The following is an 18,547-nucleotide window of genomic DNA, read 5'->3' as shown; positions in this document are numbered from 1 at the left end:
TAAATACAGTGAATTTTGATGGTAAATAAAATGCAATTAAAATATGAATCTAATTGTATTCAGATTTTACTGAGTTGTCGGGCGTTAGAGTCGTTTTTTGTTCGTATTTTCAATGCCTTATAGCTAGTATGGGGATTTTGGTTTGCGCTGGCGGGGTGTAAGCCAATGTTAAGCTTTTGATGCGCGAACCGACTTTCGGCTTTTGTGTGTGCCAAGCCAGTTAAGTTTTTCGAAAAATAGCATCTGCGTCAGGTCAAAAAAATATGCTGGCGAATTTAAAGACTTACGCCAGATGAGGTCGGGTTTTAAGTCGAAAATGCAAGCACAGTGGCGCCATAATGACCAAAACCTTTGGGCGTAAGTGGGAGTTTGGCGGGGAAGGGGAGCAGCTGACTGGTCTGTTTTGTGTCGTTTAGACAGGTTTGCGCGTACGCACACAGGCAGTCACGGCTGCAAGTTTGTTCGAATGAAACTTAAATGTCAGGAGAGCGCTAAAGCGAATAGGAACCGCGCAGTCGGCACAATCGGCATAAGCCGAGGCTTACACCACGCGGTTTGTTTTTTGAGCTGTTTGTTCTTCGACGGCCTTTACATAGGCGCGAAGCTTCAATCTTGTTTCGCTCGGCAGCTGCACAACCACTTCGCCGGATTGGGTATCCGTGGCGATAAAGATCATGCTGTCGCTTTCCGGGTCAATCACGTTCTTGCGTTCGACCTCGCGCACGACAGCGCCTGTTTCCGACTTGGCACCATTGTCCGCCGCGCGACGAGCTTCATCTAGCTCCTGAGCCGGGGGAACGGTCTTGCCAGCAGGCAACTCCGTTCGTGCCGCTGGTGTCGTCCGTTCCGGGGCCCGGGTTGCTGGCGTGATCGCCGTGTATGACGGCAATGGCGCCCGGGCAAAACCCGTTTCCATTGTCCTGTCCTCCGGGTGTTGAGTCCATTTGACCCACGTGGACGAGGATACGGGCAAACGCTGAATATCGGTTTGCGAAAACCGCTACAATTTTAATGATTGCTACGAAATAGGTGCGCAATGGCGAAAAATTTCGCCATTACAATATCTTAGATTTTGAATTTATGTATTTTTTAGCTCAAGTCTCGGTGCTTGCCCTATAGGGATCGGTTGATTGCGATCCCTTCTGCTGCGGAAGCGGCGCCCGGTGCTTGGCCTCCGGGGCCGTAGGTCGACGTTTGTCGGCGAGCGCCAACGGCCTTGGCAACAGTGGACACAATATCATTGGTCACTTCGCGCGCTGTGGCCAGTACTGCCAGATTGATCCGCAAGACCGGTTGGAACTCTGCATGTTGGCGGCGGAGGCGGTCAGCAGCAGCTGGCGCTAGATTGCCAAGCGCGATGGCATGTTGCTTCGCGCACATCATGCCGCGCGTGTATTCATGGATCAGCCGAGCCTTCTCCGGCTGCAGGACGCCAGCTTCCTTGAGGCTTCCCGAGCGCACAAGTTCCGTTTCCCGTTCAATAACGGACAGGAGTTGCTCCATCGTATTGACCATTGCCAGACAGAATTGTTCGGCTTCGGGCGGGCTGGATGGGCGATCAAGAGAAAAGGGAAGATCCGGTTTCGGGCTTGGTGCTGTCATTGTGATGCTTCCTGAAGGGCTAGTAATTCTCGTTCGACCGCATCTGCCAGGCCAATACCGCCTGCATCTGCTATCGACTCCGCATATTCATTGACCAAGAGGCCGCGCCAGGCTTCTGCGCCATTTCCAGCGCCCCAGGTTCCACCTTCTTCCAGTCCGGTGAACATCATTTGCAGCATGTTGTTCAGGAAAACGGCTTCAAACTCCTTGGCGGCTTTCTTGGCGGCCGACTTGTTAGATCCGTCGATCCCCTGAAGAACGCTGCGTGGATCTTTCTGGGCGGAGTTTGCTTGGACTGCTTCCATCATCACAGCACCTCAATCTCTGCTTGAAGGGCACCAGATGCCTTGATGGCCTGCAAAATGGAGATCATGTCGCGTGGCCCGATACCCAGGGCGTTCAAGCCATCGACCAGCTGTTTCAAGGTGACGGTGTCCGGAACAATCGCGAGTTTGGCATCCGGATCATCGTTCACGAGGAGTTCCGAGCGCGGCACAACGGCTGTTTCGCCATTGGCAAAGGGTAGGGGCTGCACGACCTCAGGTGTCTCGGCGATCGTCACAGTAAGGTTGCCCTGCGCTACGGCGACAGTGGAGACTTTCACTTCTTGTCCCATGACAATGATGCCGGAATTTTCGTCAATCACGACGCGGGCAATCATGTCGGGTTGGACGATCAACTGCTCAATGTCGGTCAAAAGGTCGACAATGTTGCCGGAGAACTCACGCGGCAGATCAATGCGAACCGTGCCCGGATCAAGCGGTTCTGCAGTCGGAAACCCGATCAACTCATTGATTGAAAGGGCGACGCGGCGGGCGGTCGTCAGGTCCGGATTTCTAAGGGCAAGGCGCAGTGTCGTAAGTGAAGCGAGTTTGAACTCAACTTCGCGCTCCACCAATGCACCATTTGCAATGCGGCCAGATGTTGGGACGCCGCGTGTGACGGAAGCTGCGTCTGCCTGGGCTGCAAAGCCGCCGATTGCGACTGAACCTTGGGCAATCGCATAGACCTCCCCGTCAGCAGCGACCAGTGGGGTGACCAGCAAAGTTCCGCCTTGCAAAGAGCCTGAGTTACCAAGCGCGCTGACATTCACGTCGATCCGCGTACCTTGCGTGGCAAATGGCGGCAGATTGGCGGTTACCATAACCGCGGCCACGGTGTTTGTGTTCAAGTCCACGCCGCGGGTGTTCACGCCCAAGCGCTCCAGCATGGCCTGCAAGCTTTGCCGGGTGAAAGGTGCATTGCGCAAGGTGTCGCCCGTGCCATTGAGACCGACAACAAGCCCGTATCCAATCAGTTGGTTTTCACGAATGCCCTCGAAATCGGCAATGTCCTTGATCCGCGAGGCCGAATGAGCGGGCGCTGTAATGTACAAGGTGGCGCAGGCCAATATCGCCACTTTCAGAAAGCTGCTGACAAGTCGGCTGCGCGATGTGTTCGGCATTTTCATGGTTTCTGGCATATCCAAAAGGTGGTTCACAGGCGATGTTGCAAAGCTAGATGCGAGAAGCGTGCCAGTTTCAGGTATTGTGGTGGCGGCGGGTTATCCCCCGTTCAAACCAGCGCATTTCTGCGAAAAACAGACCTGTTCCTCTTGCTAAGGGCCGAGTTGTGGTCGATTTGGTGTAGAGTGCTCGGCAAAACTTGCCGCATTTGCGCGGACTCAATTACCCTGTTGGGCAAGAACTGACAGTTCGGCCTTCTATCAGGGCCTTTTGTGAAACGGATCAGAAGAAATGCGAATTACAGGCAAAAACCCAATATCCGGTGTCCAGGGCCGTGGTGGCAAAAAGAAGGTCGGCGGAGATGGGGCCACCTTTCAGCCGGACATGGGGGATGGGGCTTCATCTGCTGGGGCTGTGACAGGTGGGACGTCTATTCAAGGAATGGACGCCTTGCTGTCTTTGCAGGAAGTCCTGCCGCGAAATGAGCAGCATTCGCAGGCAACACGCCGTGGTCATTCCTTGCTGGACGGATTGGAGGCGTTGCGCGCTGAATTGCTCGGAGGTTTGGTGCCGGAAGACAAACTCGAGGCTCTTGCAAACGAGGTAGAAAACCGGATTGAAAGTGGTGATCCACAGATTGATGGGGTCATTGATGAGATAGAGCTTCGCGTAAAAGTTGAGCTGGCGAAATTAGGTCGATTCGAGCGATAACCTGCGGTTTTGTCGGGTGGTAAGCTGCAGGTAAAATGTTCACCTTCTGGCAAGTATTTGAAACAAAACATTTTTCAACAATGCAAATTTTACCGAAATAACGTTGTCGTAGCTCCTGTCGAGTTATATATTCTGCCCGCACCAACGGTAATCTGGAGCTATCGATGACGGTTGAAATTGAGTCTGAGTACCGCCCCACCGAAGACGAGCCGTTCATGAATGATCGTCAGCGCGAGTACTTCAAAAACAAGCTGCTCGCGTGGAAAGATGAGATCTTGCTGGAAAGCAAGGAGACGCTGGCTAATCTGCAGGAAGAGAGCCAGAACCACCCTGATCTGGCGGACAGGGCATCATCTGAAACGGATCGTTCGATTGAACTTCGCGCAAGGGATCGTCAGAGAAAGCTGATCTCCAAGATTGATGCGGCGTTGGACCGGATCGCGGATGGCAACTATGGCTATTGCGAGGAGACGGGAGAGCCGATTTCATTGCGGCGTTTGGAAGCGCGTCCCATTGCAACGCTCTCTATCGAGGCGCAAGAAGCGCACGAGCGTCGCGAAAAGGTTTATCGGGACGACTGATTTTCCGGTTTCACCACAAATTTTGAAACCCTCTTCGCTTTAGCGGAGAGGGTATTTTTGTCCGTAGTTTCGGGGAATGTCGGCACGGCGCTCGGGGAGCGAGACGCCGTGCCTTCAATCGGCTGCGAATAAGCTGGCTTCTAGAATGCCTGCCTAACACAGCTGGGGGAGACTGCAGCCGGAAGACCGGCTGCGTTGTTGGGTTGGTAGCGTTAGAAGGGCAGGAGGATGTCCATGACCTGACTGCCGTATCGCGGTTGCTGGACATCGGTGATCTGGCCGCGTCCGCCATATCCGATGCGCGCTTCAGCAATCTTCTCGCTGGCAATTGTGTTGTTGGAGGCAATGTCTTCCGGTCGAACGATGCCGGCGACAATCAGCTCGCGAACCTCAAAGTTCACGCGAACCTCTTGCCGACCTTCGATGACCATGTTGCCGTTCGGAAGAACCTGGGTCACGACGGCAGCGACTGTGGTTTGAAGTTTTTCTTCACGATCCACCGAGCCTTCGCCGGAGAAGTCCGTTGAAGAATTGATAGAGGCGAGCGCACTTGCCGAAGCGGCATCTGGCAGGACCCATTGTTCGATCTGGGAGCCAAGTACACCGCCAGCACCTGTGTTGCTCGTGTCCTCGCGCTTGCGCTCTGTCTTGTTATCAATCTCGGCCTTGTCAGCAATCGTCACCAGAACGGTCAGAATATCGCCGACCTGATTGGCGCGCTGGTCTTCAAAGAATGCCCGGTTACCGGAGCGCCACAGGGAATTCGGGCTATAATGAGCTTGCTGTGGTTCCGGCATCGGCATTTGGACCGGCCGGTAACCGGGTGTTGTTGTTGGGTCCTGGATTGCATTCAGGGCAGGGGCCTTGCCAACTTGGGAAAGTTTGTCTGCGGTTCCGCAGGCTGTCAGCATTGTAGCCGTCAGGACGCAAAGGGAAAGACGGGTGAGGGGGCGAGTGCGGCTCATTGAATTTGTCCTTCCACGCGTGCGAGTTGGGCGCTTGCCGGTTGGGCGAGGACTTGCCCCCGCGAGCGGACCATGGCCGGAACAATACGGCCGGAGTCGAGATTTTTAATGTCGATTGGGTCACCCAATGCACCGTCATCCATTGCACGGCCGCGGGTGGTGAGCTTCATGCCGCCAACCATATAGGTGATGCTGACTTTTTCCCCGCGGGAGATCAGAACCGGCTTGGCAAAATCGTTGCGCACCAAGGGCATGTTGGCGCGAAGGCCTGTGCGGGCGGCAAGGCCAGCGATCTGCTTTGGATCTGTGACGGCGTTGGCTGGCACTTTGGTGCGCGGCAGCCGCGTTGTTGTCATATCCTCAAGGCGCAAAACCTGTCCGCTTCTGAGTGGTTGCAGCAGCGTTGTGACTTCCAGCATTTCCTGTGCGTGCCCGGACAGGGACACGTTTTGGCGCCCAAATTCACCTGCAAAGGAAAACCGAACGTTGAACCGGCCATCTGATCGGGACCAGAGGATGTTTTTCACTTCAACCAGCTTTTCTGCTGCCGGGTTGGCGAGAATGGTGCCAGTCACATCAAACAGCGTGATTTTGAGGTCTTGCGGTGTCAGGCTGGCGTCTTGTCCGACCAAGGTGTCTGCAACAAGTGCACTCAAGCGAGCCCGATCAAAGACTTCGGCGCGGCGGTGTACTGTTACAAACCGCAGTCCGTCTGTTGCAGCCTCGGTTAGGCCTGCAGCACGCGCGCGATCAGCAACGCTTTGAGCTGGAACGGTGCCGTGGGTGCCGAGGTCTGGTGAGCGGAAGAGCGGCTTCGAGGCGATGCTTCCTGCGTTTGAGTAGAAATCCCCGACTGTCACGATTTCTGAAAGCGTATGAACTTCTGAGCGCAAAACAGGGCGTTGGTTGGCATATGCAAGCGATGCCGAGCCAGCTAGGGCAACGGCGGCGCAAAGGAGGATGCGAAACATTTTCATGATCAGGATCCTTCTGTTAGCGCAGGTTCGAAGTGGTGGAGTACATTTCGTCCGCAGCCTTGATGACACGAGAATTCATCTCGTAGGCACGCTGCGCAGAAATCAGATCGGCAATTTCTGTAACCGCATCCACGTTCGCCATTTCAAGGAAGTACTGCTGTACGTTGCCAAAGCCATTGCCGCCCGGGTTGTCGACCTGAGCTGGTCCGCTGGCTTCAGTTTCGTAGAAGAGGTTGTCGCCAATGGCTTCAAGGCCTGCCTTGTTGACGAAACGGGCCAGCTGGATTTGGCCCAGATTGACCGTTGCGCCGCCTGCGTCCACGGCTGAAACGGTGCCATCTGTCGAAATCGTGATGTTTCGAGAATCTTCCGGAATGGTGATGCCGGGGACGACCGTGTAGCCGTCCACCGTCACCAGCGTGCCATTTGGATCGCGCTCAAAGGAGCCATCGCGTGTGTAGGCTGTTGTTCCGTCCGGCATCTCGATTTGAAAGAAGCCTTCACCGCGAACAGCCAGATCGAGATCCTTGCCGGTTTGTTCAACCGCGCCCTGACTCATGATGCGCGATGTGGCTGCAACCTTGACGCCCGATCCGATCTGGACGCCGGTTGGAACAATCGTTCCGGCTGTTGACGTTTCAGACCCTGCACGGCGCAGGTTCTGGTACATCAAATCCTGAAAATCGACGCGCTGGCGCTTGTAACCCGTGGTTCGCAGGTTGGCGACGTTGTTTGAGATAACTTCAACGTTGCGTTCCTGGGCCTTCATGCCCGTTGCCGCAATATGGAGTGCTTTCATGGTTCAGATCCTTATGCGGGGTCAGGCTTCAAGCCGGCCAAGAGTTGAAATCGCCTTTTGGCGCAGCTCGTCGGCGTCCTTGATCATCTTGCTGACCGTGGTGTAGGCGCGCGTGATCTCGATCAGTCGGGTAACCTCGACCACGCCTTCCACGTTTGATTGTTCGATAGCGCCCTGTGTCACACGCACCTTGGCGTTGGGGATTGCGTTTTCCCCCTGAAACAGGTTGTCGCCCATCTGGACAAGATTTTGCGGGTTATCAAAGTTCACCACCCGGATACGGCCACGAACACCGAGTTCGGTAGAGATCGTGCCGTCACGGGAAATATCGATCTTGCCGTCGGCAGTGGTGAAGTTGATCGGTCCACCTTCCGTCAAAACCGGCTTGTCATTCGGTGTGACCAGCTGTCCGGCTTCATCAAGCGTAAACCCGCCATTGCGTGTGTAGGCTTCACCGCCGTCAGCAGTCTGAACCACAAAGAAGCCATCACCTTCGATGGCAATGTCTAGCTCATTGCCCGTCAGCTTAATGCTGCCCGGCATGAATTCGGTTCGTGTGCCGTAGTCCTGGACATAAAACAGGTCATGGTCACGCCGATTAAACTCAGTCGCTTCAGCGACCGGCATGACGTATTCTTCAAACAGCAGACGCTGTGCCTTGAAACCACCTGTGTTGATGTTGGCCATGTTGTTGGCCACAACGTTCAGCTGATTCCGCAAAGCTGACTGGCGCGAGAGCGCGATGAGTTGCGCATTCTCCATTATTAACGGTTCCTTTTGCTCCCCGACGAGCGCTTGGTCTCCCCAGACCGCCTGCTCGACATGGTTAATGCCAGAACCGTGCCAATTTCCAAGTTGCTGAAAAAATTGGGTAAAAGGAAACTTGTCGGGGTGCGAGGGGCAAAGAATTCCGGCAAAGTTTAACCGGTTGGCAAGAATTGCCGGGTGCGCTTCGTTAACCTTTTGGTAACGAATGTTAATCATTAACTCTTTAGATACTAATCACGCGTGCGCGCAAGATTGGATGAGGAACGGATGGCCGACGAAAATGCCGCTGCAGAAGAAGAAGGCGAAGAAGGTGCCGAGGGCGGTGGTGGCAAAAAGAAGCTGATCCTCTTTGGTGCGATCGGGCTTGTTGTTTTGCTTGCGGCTGGTGGTGCAGCCTATTTCTTCCTGTTTATGGGAGGTGAACCGGAAGCACCTGCAGGTGAACCGGGGCAGCCCGTTCCAGAAGTTCAAGAGCCGGTGGTCTTTTATGACTTGCCGGAGATGACGGTGAATTTGTCAACGGACGGGCGGACAACCTATCTCAAGGTTCGCATCGCTCTTGAAGTCAAGGATGAGGAAACGGTCGCTCAGATCGAGCCTTTCCTCCCGAGAATTCTGGATGCATTCCAGATTTATCTCCGGGAATTACGTCCAGCGGATCTAGAAGGGTCTGCAGGTTTGTTTCGTCTGAAGGAAGAATTGCTCAGGCGCATCAACTTGTCGGTTTATCCGGCGCGGGTCGACGGGGTCCTTTTCAAGGAAATCCTCGTGCAGTGATGGTGCGATATGGCGGAAGAAGACGACATTTCTGATGAAGATATGGCCGATGCCTGGGGTGCTGCACTTGCAGAGCAGGGCGCTGGTGAGGACGAAGATGATGATCTTGCAGCCGCGTGGGGCGCGGCTCTGGAAGAGCAGGGCGTAGAAGGCTCTGACGATATGGCAGCCCAGTGGGCGGCTATGGTGGATGACAGCGAGCCGGAACTGGAAGACGCAACACGCGGCGCCGACCGGATTTTGAACCAGGAGGAAATCGACAACCTCCTCGGGTTTAATGTCGAAGACACAATTGCAGGCGACCAAAGCGGTATCCGGGCGCTGATCAACTCGGCGATGGTCTCTTATGAACGTCTGCCGATGTTGGAGATCGTGTTTGACCGCCTTGTGCGTCTGACAACGACATCCTTGCGTAATTTTACATCGGACAACGTTGAGGTTTCACTCGATTCCATCAGTTCTGTTCGATTTGGGGACTACCTGAACTCAATTCCGCTGCCGGCCATCCTCGGGGTGTTCAAAGCCGAGGAGTGGGACGGATTTGGAATGATCACGGTTGAATCCAGCCTGATCTATTCGATCATTGATGTGCTTTTGGGTGGCGGACGCGGAGCTACAGCAGTTCGTGTTGAAGGCCGCCCATATACGACCATTGAAACCAACCTCGTTCAACAGATGGTTTCCTTGATCCTTCAGGATGCGGAGCAGGCTTTTGCGCCGTTATCCCCGGTTCATTTCACTATGGAGCGGCTGGAGACAAATCCTCGTTTTGCGGCGATTTCCCGCCCGGCAAACGCAGCGATCCTGGTTGAACTGCGGATCGATATGGAAGATCGCGGCGGCACCGTCGAGATCATGATGCCTTATGCAACACTGGAGCCGATCCGTGATCTGCTGCTTCAGATGTTCATGGGTGAGAAATTCGGGCGTGATCCGATCTGGGAAGGTCACTTGGCCACAGAAGTTCACGCCGCCGAGGTTGAAGTCGATGCGGTTCTCTACGAAACACATCTTCCACTTGGGAGGGTCATGAATCTTGATGTCGGACAGACGCTTGTTTTCGATATTGAGCCAACTGATCCTGTCACCCTGAAGTGCGGCAACGTTCCGTTGACTGAAGGCACGATGGGCAAGGCAGAAGATGCCATCGCAATTCAGGTCACGAAAAACCTGAGAAAACCAAAAATGACATATGCAGCGTTCGAGCGTGCAATGCAAAGCGATACCATGGAGCAATCATGAGCACCTTGCCAATTGGAACGATTATTGAGCTCTTGGTAGCCGTCCTTTTGTTGGTAACAATTGGCTACTGCTGGGTTTTGAACAACCGCTTGCAGCGCTTACGGGCTGATGAAGAAACGCTCCGTGCGACGATTTCGGAGTTGATGACGGCAACAGAAATCGCAGAGCGCGCCATTTTGGGTTTGAAGTCTACGGCATCCGAAGCCGACAAGACCCTCGGAGCACGCATGAATGAGGCTGAAAAGATGTCCCGTGAGCTTGCTGGCCAGGTTCATGAGGGTGAGAAAATTTTCAGCAAAATCAGCCAGATCGCAGAAGCTGCTCGCGGCGGAAATGCGCAGAGAGTTGCCGCAAGCAGAGCTCCGGCTGCTGCTGTCCATCAGGATATCCATGAACCTCGTGCTGCGGCCCATGAACCGGCTCCTGCACCCGCTCCAAGCCGGGGATCTCGCGCCGACGAAATCCGCAATGCTGCCGCTGAAGTAACAGCGCGCCTTGAGCGGTTCCGCAGACGGTCTGAAGGTGCAGCTGCATGAATGTAAGGCTGCTTCCTCTATTGGCGATTTCGGCCGGTGCTTTGCTGGCCCTGAAACTGCTCGGCCTGACGTTTGGGTCGGACGGTCCAGTTTTGCCAATCAAGGAAGCGGTTGCTCAAGAGGCAGAGCAAGGCGTAGGCGAGGCTTCGCCAGATGGCGAAGCTCCCGTTGAAGGCGAAGCTGATACTGCTGACGGTGCTCCAGGAAAAGGCGGCGAAGAAGGCGCTGGTGAGGGAGCTGAAGTGGCCGAAGATGGGGCCGGTCCTTTTCCGGATTCTTTGGAAATTGGTGGGTCCGCAGCTGAACGGGCGGTTCTGGAGAGCCTTGGAAAACGGCGTCAATCTCTCAACGAGCAGGAAGGTCAGCTCGATTTGAGAGAAAAGCTGCTTCAAGCCACGGAAGAGCGGATCGACAAGCGTGTTGAAGAGTTAAAAGCTCTGGAAGAGCGAATTGAGTCTGCGCTTCAGGAAAAGCAAAAGCAGGAAGAGAGTGAGCTCGCGGGACTGGTGTCCATGTATGAGAACATGAAGCCAAAGAATGCAGCTCGAATTTTCAACCGGCTGAGCATGCCTGTCTTGTTGAAGGTCGTTCGCCAGATGAAGCCGAAAAAAATGGCTGATATCTTGGGTCGAATGGACCCGGAAGCAGCGGAACGTCTGACGGTGGCGATCGCCAGCAGCAACGCCGCTCCTGCAGAGCCAGAACCGGAAACACAAGCACAGGCGGACGAACTTCCAAAAATCCAGTCAAACTAGCCAATTGTCTGGGGTTTTAGTGAGTGGCGTAAGCCTGCGTTAAGGTCATTTCCGTTAACATAGAGCGTTGGAGTAAGCCGGGGATAGGCAAAGGTGCCGTACAAGGGTCGCAGCAAGAAGTTCATAGACGCTGAGAGCAGCGTGAAGAGAGGAATTTTCTCTCTGTGGACACTCGTATTTGCGGTTCTGTTTTCAGCGGCTGCCAGCTTGTCATTTTCCGCGAGCGTTTCAGCTCAGACGCCCGAGTCAGTCACTTTTCAATCCATGCCCGGTGAGGGGTATGGACGGATGGTTCTGACGTTCTCAGATCGGACACTGCTGCCAACTTATGATGCTGTGGTAACCGGTAGTGTTCTGCGTATTTCCTTCCAGAACCCGGTCGATATCCGGGTAGATGACGCGCCGCTCAACCTTCCGGATTACATCTCGATTGCCCGCCGGGACCCGGATGGAAGTGCAATTCGTTTTGCGATGAAGAAGCAGTTTCAAATCAACACGCTGGAAGCAGGCGAGAAACTGTTTATCGATATTTTGCCGGCCAATTGGCGTGGCCTTCCGCCGGGGTTGCCGGATGATGTTGTTCGGGAACTGGCGAAACGCGCAGAAGCTGCACTTCGCAAGGTGAAGGCCCTTGAGCAGGAGCGCATGACCAATCAGGCGCCTCCCCGAGTTGACCTTAAGGTAGGCCGGCATCCGACATTCACGCGCTTGGTATTTGATTGGTCGACCGGCTTCGACACGGCATTTGTTCGTGAAGAAGACTACATACGAGTCACCTTCAATCATGAAGCCAAACTAGATCTCGCCGAGCTGCTCTCCGACCCGCCGCCGGGGATCGTAGACGCCAATGCTTTTGTTGATCAGGGCAAATTGAAGTTCTTGATGCGCATCGACCCCACGGTCGATATTCGTGCATTCAGGGAGGATTTGACCTATGTGGTTGACGTCACCCCGCAATCGAATGATCCGCTTGACCCAGTCAATCAGGCGTTCCAATCGCGGATTGGTGAAGAGGGGGCTGGTGAGCGCTCCGCTGTCATCAACGCGCCGGGTGAGCGGATGGATGGCAATCAAGCTGATGAAGCAACTGAAATGCCTGCAGCTCAGATGTTGGACCCGGCATCTGATACATCGGCAGCCACAGAGGTTACATCAGTCAACGATACTTCAGAGCCAAATGAAGTCACAGCGGTCACCCAGTCTCAGCCAATGATGCCGCGTTCAAAACCGCAAGCGGTGATTGAAACGGCTTCCGCTGATGAGGTGGCAACTGCAGGCGATTTCGATACCTTTGAAGCTGTCGAGTTTGATGAGGCAGATATCACGGCGGCTATTCCCCAATTTGCTGGCGAGCAGATCACGGACGCTGAAGCGGCTAGCCTTGCTATGCCTCTTGGTGGTGGGCAGCCACAAAATGCAGATGTTCCAACCGTATCAACCGCTCCAGAAGAAGCGGTCACAGATACGCAAGAGGTGCAGACAGCGCCGCAGCCCGAGCCGGTTCCAGCTTCGAGTGATTTGGGAAATGATCTTCCGCCGCCGTTGGTTCTGCCTGCTCAAGATCCGCTCGCAGCGCCTTGGCGGGCGCAGGGTGGTGCAGACTATCCACAACAACGGTCGTCTCCCGAGCAACCTCCGGCCAATGTTGGTGATCGGACCCGGAACATGATCGCCGCGGAAGCCCGTCGGATCGGGAAAACCGTTCGTGTTGTCTTCCCGTTTGACAAACCAACACCAAGTGCAATTTTTCGCCGGTTTGACAGCATCTGGATGGTCTTCGACACGGACAAGGCCATCGATACCCGTGGCATGCGGTCCGCGCTTGCTGATACGGCCCGAAACATTGACGTCCAGCGACACTCTGACCATCAGGTCATCCGCGTAGACTTGGCGGACCCGGTTTTGGCAACGGTTGGGGCTGATGGAAATGCGTGGTCGTTGGTTATCGGCGACATGATCCTTGAGCCATCAATCCCGCTGAAGCTGGAACGAACTGTTCGTGGGGACGGCGGTTCGGTGCTTCGCATCAACTACAAAGAGCCGCGTGCAATCCGCGAACTCAATGACCCGTTTATCGGTGACAAGATTGTTTTGGTTACGGGCTTGGGCCCTCCTCGGGGGCTTCTGAAAGCCCAGTCCTTTGTTGATTTGGACGCTTTGAGTTCAGCTCAGGGCATTGCGATTGTTCCGAAGTCGGATGGCTTGCAGGCCAAGATTTTGGGCGACGATGTCATTATCGAGAAGAACCGCGGCCTCTCCCTGTCTGACCGTCATTTGAAGGGTGGTACCGGGGTCTTCAGTTCCATTGTTGACCCGGATGCCGTTGATGCGGTCGAGTTCGTTACCTTGACGACCGCCAGCCCGGATACCTATCGCAGCCGTTTGATCGACCTGCAGGACAAGCTGAGCCGCGCTCCTGAAGGCCGTCGTCGTCAGCCGATCATAAATCTGGCTCGTTTTTATCTCGCACATCAGTTCCCGCAAGAGGCGCTAGGGTTGATGCGGCTGGCCCTTGAAACTGATCCGGCTATCGGCTCAGACAGTTCCTTCAACCTGTTGATGGGCGCGGCCGAAGCCATGGCTGACCGACCACAAGTCGCCCATGGCTTTCTAAGCCATCCGCGTCTGACCAGCAGCGCTGATGCAGCTGTCTGGCAGACTATTGTCGATGTGAAACTGGAAAACTGGAATGCGGCACGTATCGCGATGCCGCGTGGTCGGTCCGTTATCGGGACTTATCCGACCCCGATCCAGACCGAATTCAAACTGGCTGCAGCGCGCGCGATGGTCGAGGCAAACGATTTTGGCATGGCCAATACGCTTCTTGCTGAAATTGAGCCGAGTGAAATCACCGCTTCTCAAGCCGCGCGCTATGATCTGCTGCGCGGCCGTGTTGCGGATGCGTCTGGCCGGACAGAAGAAGCGCTGCGTGTATTTGAGCTGGTTGCAGGGTCACTTGATCGTCCGAGAGCCTCAGAGGCAACCTACCGTGCAATTCGCATCCGGTTTCGCGATGGCGAGTTAACGGCTGATGAAGCCATTGATCAGCTCTCCCGACTTTCTGTTTCATGGCGCGGGGATGAAACCGAGCTGAAAACGCTTCGCTTCCTGTCGCAACTTTATGCCGAAAATGGCCGGTATCGCGAAGCCTTTGAGGCTATGAAGTCTGCGGTACAGGCAGATCCGGATTCCGATACGACCCGCTTGCTGCAGGAAGAAATGAACGCCGTGTTCGTTTCCCTGTTCCTTGATGGCAAGGCGGACGAAATGTCTCCGGTCAAGGCTCTGGCGCTTTACTACGATTTCAAGGAAATGACGCCAATCGGTCGCCAGGGTGATGATATGGTGCGGCAGCTGGCTCGCCGTCTCATGGATGTTGATCTGCTGGATCAGGCCACCGACCTTCTGCAGCATCAGGTGGACAACCGTCTGAAGGGGGCTGCTCGGGCGCAAATTGCTGCCGATCTAGGTGCTATCTATTTGATGGACCGCAAACCGGAAGAGGCCTTGCGTGTTATCAACCGGACCCGTCAATCCAGTATGCCGCCGCAGCTGGAGCGGCAGCGGAACATTGTTCAGGCACGCGCACTCACAGCAACAGGGCGGCCTGACCTGGCGCTGGAGCTGGTTCGAAACATGCGCGGTGCTGAAGTCGACCGGCTCAGGGCTGATACGTTCTGGGCGGCGCAAAGCTGGCGCGAGGCCGGAGAACAGCTTGAAGGTATGCTGGGTTCACGCTGGTCCGACGCTGTGCCGCTGGATGATTTGGAGCGCCGGGATATTCTCCGCTCCGCAATTGCCTACTCTCTCGCGGGTGACGAGCTGAGCCTCAATCGCTTGCAGGCGAAATACACAAACAAGATGGCCGATAGCCCTGAGGCTTTTGCTTTTGAAGTCGTGACCCGCCCGATTTCAGCACAAGGTGTCGAGTTCATGGATGTGGCAAACAACATTGCCGGCGTCGACAGCCTTGAGACATTCATGGAAGAATATCGTCGCCGGTACATGGCTCCAAGCAGTCAGGCAAGTGCCGACCAAGCCGCGGTTCCCGGGGAAAGCGAAAACGGTTAAGGTTGTTTAATGGGCGTCTGGTCGGCGGATTTACCCGCCGCCGAAACTCTTGACGAGTGATCCGGCCACCAGATTCCAGCCATCCACCAACACAAAGAAGATCAGCTTGAACGGCAGTGAGATGACCACTGGCGGTAGCATCATCATACCCATCGACATGAGAACCGATGCAATTACAAGGTCGATGATGAGAAACGGCAAATAGAGCAAAAAGCCAATTTCAAAGGCCCGTTTCAACTCGCTGATCATGAAGGCTGGAACGAGCGTGCTCAGCTCTAGCTCTTCTGGCGTATCGGGGGCAGGGCGTCCGGAAAGTTCCTGAAAAAGAGCTAGATCCTTCTCGCGCACTTGAGACAGCATGAACTGGCGGAACGGGTCTGATGCCCGCTCAAAGGCCTGGTTGAATTCAATATCATCGTCAATGAGCGGTTGGACTCCGTCATTATACGCCTTTTGCAGGGTCGGAGCCATGATGAACGCCGTCAGGAACATGGCCAGACTGATCATCACCATGTTAGGGGGCGCGGTTTGCAAGCCAATTGCAGAGCGAAGCAAAGAGAGAACAACAACAATCCGGGTGAAGCTGGTCACCATGATCAGGATCGACGGTGCAAGTGACAGCACAGTCAACAGCGCAAGCAGTTGAACTGCGCGTTCGGTCAAGGTGGTGTCATCCCCAAAACCGATCGTGATTTCCTGTGCATTGGCTGCCCAGATCGGCAGCAACAGACATCCTATTGCTGCGATGAGGAGTAAGAGCCCTTTGCGTCCCGGGATCAGCCGGAGGCGCTGTGTCATCAGTTTCGTGGTCCGTTTATTTCATCGAGCAGCTTTTCCATTTCTGCTTCGATCGGGTTTATCTCGATGGGGGTGCTGTGGGCTTGAGCTGTCGCGGTTCTTGGGCCCGCACTGACAGACGAAAGATTGGCAGTTGTCCGAAACGCCGGTTTCTCAACCGATTGGATCGCCCCGGCTTTTGCTTCAGTTTTTGTTTCAGTCGAAGCTTTCTGTTTGGCTTTTTCTTCGGCGTCTTGCTGAGCAGCTTTTTCAGCCTTTTCCATGGCGACATCGGCCCGCGTTTCCGGGTTCTCCGGATCGACTTCCGATTTCACGACGTCGTCGTCATCCAGATTGGCTGCGGTTTCTGAGAGCCCTTCTTCAGATTCCTTTGTTAGATCTTCAGCGATGGGCTCTTCTGTCGTTTTTGCTTCTACGACTTCGTCATCCATCACTACAGATTCAGATGTCACTGAAGCTTCTGCCATGGCTCTTTCGGGCTGGGCGGCTTGTTCTTCCTTAGACGCTCCATCATCGCCGGGTGTCTTTGTTTCTGGGTTGGAAGGCGTCGTCAGTTTGCCGAAAGTTGGACGAGAGATTGCAGGGGTGTTCGTTGGCTTGGTAGCTTCGGATGCTGCATTGGTCTCTTCTTTATCCAATGAAGACGACAAGGTTTGATCATTCGCAGGGTTGGACGAGCCGGTATTGTCTTTTTCCGTTGTCGAAGCATCGGAAAGACTATTCGTGCCTGTGTTCAAAAATGCTGTTCGTGCCCGTGCCGCTGGCCCGGATGCGGGGGGAGTGATTTTTGGCGCAGGACGGCTCTCATTTTGCCGCCAATCGGTTGCCCTGCGACTGGCGAAAGCGGAAAACCGATTAGGGGTGGCTGCCGATTTGTCTGTTTCTGGAGCCTCGGACTTTTCCGGCTCGAACAATTCGGCGTCAAGTGGTGATGCAGCAGCCTCCGTTTCAGTGGCGTTCTGTTCTACCTTAATATCGGGCTTTACATCTGGTGCTGCTTTTGCTTTTGCGTCGGCTGACTTGGCGTCTGTACCTAGAGGTGCATCCAACGGGCTGACCAAAGAGAGGTGTTGGTCTTTCTTCTCTGTCTCTGGTTTGGTGATCGGATCGGTTTTGTCCCGACGCGAATTCAGCATGCTGTTGGCGGCAGCACGGACCAAACTTGCGGCGGCTTTGGACGATGCTGGTTTTTCGATGGTCGCAATTTTGTTGTCAGATGCCGAGCGATTGGAGGAGGGGCGGGATCGAGCTGTTGCCAGTTGATCCGCCGTTGGGAGCTGTTTTGTTTTCTCCGCTTCCACAGATTTTTCTGCCCGCTTTCGCTCAATGGCTGCTTCCAGTTTCGCCTTGGCCGGGTGCTCTGCAGGCTCACCTTCTGCTGCAATCTTCGGTGCGGGCAGTTCGTCTGTGATTTCCGGCACTTTGGGTTCAGGGAGAGGGCCGGGGCCTGCTGCCAGTCCAATCTGCCGGGAATTGTGGGCACCAAGTGGAGCATTGCGGACGATGGACTGTTCCACAACCACATCGTTGGTGCCGCCGATCAGAATAAGGTGCTCCACATTATCCCGGCGAACGAGAACAAGGCGGCGTCTTGGATCAAGGCTTGCCGCATCCATGATCTGGATACGAGGTTGGCGATTCCGCTGACCGGGCATGGAAGACCCCATCAACCGTTTCAAGATCACCACGAACAGTCCGAAGAGGGCCAGAACGACGATCAGGGAGACGCTAAAGGCGAGAATCCGGGCTATTCCGTCTCCAACACCCAGCGTTTGTTCTATCCACTCGTACATTGGGTCCTCTTGATCGCTAACTTTGACTGAACACCTTGCTGATCCGGATTCGACGGGTCGGTAGAAGTGCTACCAGAGCCGGAAAGCCAAAAACGAATCTTGCACTGTTCACAGGTTAACAGAGGTGGGCAAAAACTGCCTGCCAAAGCCATGGAAAATCTTGCAAAATGCAAAGGAAATTCGCGTCAATGCCCCGGAAACCGGTGGTCTGCGGGTGCAGGGTTATGATTTGTTAACCTTTCATTAACCTTCTGGGCGGCAATGTTTGCCTAGTTTGTTAACCAATGGTGGCCGAAATGGCGATTTCTGACATTCCGCTTTTTCAAGCGCTCAAGTCCAAGATGCAATGGCATCAGGTTCGGCAAGGAGTCTTGTCGGAAAACGTCGCCAATGCTGACACCCCCCGTTACAGCGCCAGAGAAGTCACGGCATTCAGTTTCGCTGACCATGTGGGGCTTGCGCAATCGGGCCTGTCTACTTCGGTGACAAAAGTCGGGCATATCTCTGGATCAGCTGCGCCAGGTGTCGCCAGTAAAGCTGAAGAGCGTGACATGTTTGAGGTGACGCCGAGCGGCAACAACGTGGTTCTTGAAGAGCAGATGATGAAAGTCACTCAGAACCAGATGGACTATCAAGCCGCCACAACGCTCTATTCGCGAGGCTTGGGCCTCATTCGGACCGCGCTTTCAAGAGGCGGCTGATACAAGCGGTGCCTTGAATTGGCATC

Annotated in this window: 18 protein-coding genes; 8 read left to right on the top strand and 10 right to left on the bottom strand. The window is 54.8% G+C overall.

Translation table 11 applies throughout. The annotated features are described in order from the left end of the window. Positions 1-541: 541 nt before the first annotated feature. From TRICHSKD4_RS19330 to TRICHSKD4_RS19315, 4 genes are all read right to left on the bottom strand, one after another. Positions 542-916: a hypothetical protein gene (locus TRICHSKD4_RS19330; RefSeq protein WP_009468618.1), complete on the bottom strand. Its 375-nt coding sequence runs from the start codon at positions 914-916 to the stop codon at positions 542-544. A gap of 197 nt (positions 917-1,113) precedes the next feature. Continuing rightward, the gene (locus tag TRICHSKD4_RS19325; protein ID WP_009468617.1) at positions 1,114-1,602 is read right to left on the bottom strand and encodes a flagellar protein FlgN; all 489 of its coding nucleotides are present in this window, start codon (positions 1,600-1,602) and stop codon (positions 1,114-1,116) included. Continuing rightward, positions 1,599-1,910, bottom strand: a complete 312-nt coding sequence (locus TRICHSKD4_RS19320) for a rod-binding protein (RefSeq protein ID WP_009468616.1) — start codon at positions 1,908-1,910, stop codon at positions 1,599-1,601. Before TRICHSKD4_RS19320 ends, TRICHSKD4_RS19325 begins: the two co-directional genes overlap by 4 nt. Beyond that, positions 1,910-3,046 carry a flagellar basal body P-ring protein FlgI gene (locus TRICHSKD4_RS19315; protein ID WP_085979639.1) on the bottom strand — a complete coding sequence of 379 codons (1,137 nt, stop codon included), beginning with the start codon at positions 3,044-3,046 and terminating at the stop codon, positions 1,910-1,912. Before TRICHSKD4_RS19315 ends, TRICHSKD4_RS19320 begins: the two co-directional genes overlap by 1 nt. Positions 3,047-3,338: 292 nt before the next feature. On the opposite strand from TRICHSKD4_RS19315, the gene TRICHSKD4_RS19310 reads away from it, so the two are divergent. Together TRICHSKD4_RS19310 and dksA are read left to right on the top strand one after the other, a co-directional pair. Next, positions 3,339-3,758 (top strand): flagellar assembly protein FliX, encoded by a 420-nt coding sequence (locus TRICHSKD4_RS19310; protein WP_009468614.1) that lies wholly within the window; start codon positions 3,339-3,341, stop codon positions 3,756-3,758. A gap of 164 nt (positions 3,759-3,922) precedes the next feature. Beyond that, a complete protein-coding gene (gene dksA / locus TRICHSKD4_RS19305) occupies positions 3,923-4,339 on the top strand; it encodes an RNA polymerase-binding protein DksA (RefSeq protein WP_009468613.1) in 417 nt (138 codons plus the stop codon). Positions 4,340-4,551: 212 nt separating this feature from the next. Here dksA and flgH read toward each other — a convergent pair whose 3' ends face one another. The 4 genes from flgH to flgF are packed head-to-tail and all read right to left on the bottom strand — an operon-like array spanning position 4,552 to position 7,842. After that, positions 4,552-5,304 (bottom strand): flagellar basal body L-ring protein FlgH, encoded by a 753-nt coding sequence (gene flgH, locus TRICHSKD4_RS19300; protein WP_009468612.1) that lies wholly within the window; start codon positions 5,302-5,304, stop codon positions 4,552-4,554. After that, positions 5,301-6,281: a flagellar basal body P-ring formation chaperone FlgA gene (gene flgA / locus TRICHSKD4_RS19295; protein WP_009468611.1), complete on the bottom strand. Its 981-nt coding sequence runs from the start codon at positions 6,279-6,281 to the stop codon at positions 5,301-5,303. Before flgA ends, flgH begins: the two co-directional genes overlap by 4 nt. A gap of 16 nt (positions 6,282-6,297) precedes the next feature. Continuing rightward, positions 6,298-7,080 carry a flagellar basal-body rod protein FlgG gene (gene flgG / locus TRICHSKD4_RS19290; protein ID WP_009468610.1) on the bottom strand — a complete coding sequence of 261 codons (783 nt, stop codon included), beginning with the start codon at positions 7,078-7,080 and terminating at the stop codon, positions 6,298-6,300. Between the two features lie 21 nt (positions 7,081-7,101). Then, entirely contained in the window at positions 7,102-7,842 is a 741-nt protein-coding gene (gene flgF / locus TRICHSKD4_RS19285; protein ID WP_009468609.1) for a flagellar basal-body rod protein FlgF, read from the bottom strand. Between the two features lie 273 nt (positions 7,843-8,115). Here flgF and TRICHSKD4_RS19280 point away from each other — a divergent pair, with 273 nt between their 5' ends. From TRICHSKD4_RS19280 to TRICHSKD4_RS19260, 5 genes are all read left to right on the top strand, one after another. After that, positions 8,116-8,625: a flagellar basal body-associated FliL family protein gene (locus tag TRICHSKD4_RS19280; RefSeq protein WP_009468607.1), complete on the top strand. Its 510-nt coding sequence runs from the start codon at positions 8,116-8,118 to the stop codon at positions 8,623-8,625. A gap of 9 nt (positions 8,626-8,634) precedes the next feature. After that, the gene (gene fliM, locus TRICHSKD4_RS19275; RefSeq protein WP_009468606.1) at positions 8,635-9,867 is read left to right on the top strand and encodes a flagellar motor switch protein FliM; all 1,233 of its coding nucleotides are present in this window, start codon (positions 8,635-8,637) and stop codon (positions 9,865-9,867) included. Continuing rightward, the gene (locus TRICHSKD4_RS19270; RefSeq protein ID WP_009468605.1) at positions 9,864-10,403 is read left to right on the top strand and encodes a DUF6468 domain-containing protein; all 540 of its coding nucleotides are present in this window, start codon (positions 9,864-9,866) and stop codon (positions 10,401-10,403) included. The genes fliM and TRICHSKD4_RS19270 overlap by 4 nt, the downstream gene beginning before the upstream one ends. Then, positions 10,400-11,158 carry a MotE family protein gene (locus tag TRICHSKD4_RS19265; protein ID WP_009468604.1) on the top strand — a complete coding sequence of 253 codons (759 nt, stop codon included), beginning with the start codon at positions 10,400-10,402 and terminating at the stop codon, positions 11,156-11,158. Before TRICHSKD4_RS19270 ends, TRICHSKD4_RS19265 begins: the two co-directional genes overlap by 4 nt. 93 nt (positions 11,159-11,251) lie before the next feature. After that, positions 11,252-15,229 (top strand): lipopolysaccharide assembly protein LapB, encoded by a 3,978-nt coding sequence (locus TRICHSKD4_RS19260; protein WP_208993136.1) that lies wholly within the window; start codon positions 11,252-11,254, stop codon positions 15,227-15,229. 30 nt (positions 15,230-15,259) lie between these two features. Here the strand turns inward: TRICHSKD4_RS19260 and fliP are convergent, their stop codons facing one another. Together fliP and TRICHSKD4_RS28415 are read right to left on the bottom strand one after the other, a co-directional pair. Continuing rightward, entirely contained in the window at positions 15,260-16,027 is a 768-nt protein-coding gene (gene fliP / locus TRICHSKD4_RS19255; RefSeq protein ID WP_040617114.1) for a flagellar type III secretion system pore protein FliP, read from the bottom strand. After that, on the bottom strand, positions 16,027-17,820 hold the full coding sequence (locus TRICHSKD4_RS28415; protein WP_009468601.1) for a flagellar biosynthetic protein FliO: 1,794 nt from the start codon (positions 17,818-17,820) through the stop codon (positions 16,027-16,029). Before TRICHSKD4_RS28415 ends, fliP begins: the two co-directional genes overlap by 1 nt. Positions 17,821-18,116: 296 nt before the next feature. Between TRICHSKD4_RS28415 and flgB the strand changes: the two genes are divergently transcribed. Beyond that, positions 18,117-18,521, top strand: coding sequence for a flagellar basal body rod protein FlgB (gene flgB, locus TRICHSKD4_RS19245; protein WP_040617249.1), 405 nt, complete (start codon positions 18,117-18,119; stop codon positions 18,519-18,521). Positions 18,522-18,547 lie beyond the last annotated feature (26 nt).

The organism is Roseibium sp. TrichSKD4, assembly GCF_000148725.1.
In the GTDB taxonomy this organism is placed as follows: domain Bacteria; phylum Pseudomonadota; class Alphaproteobacteria; order Rhizobiales; family Stappiaceae; genus Roseibium.
The sequence above is the reverse complement of the archived record's forward strand: the minus strand, read 5'-3'. Positions and strand labels throughout refer to the sequence as shown.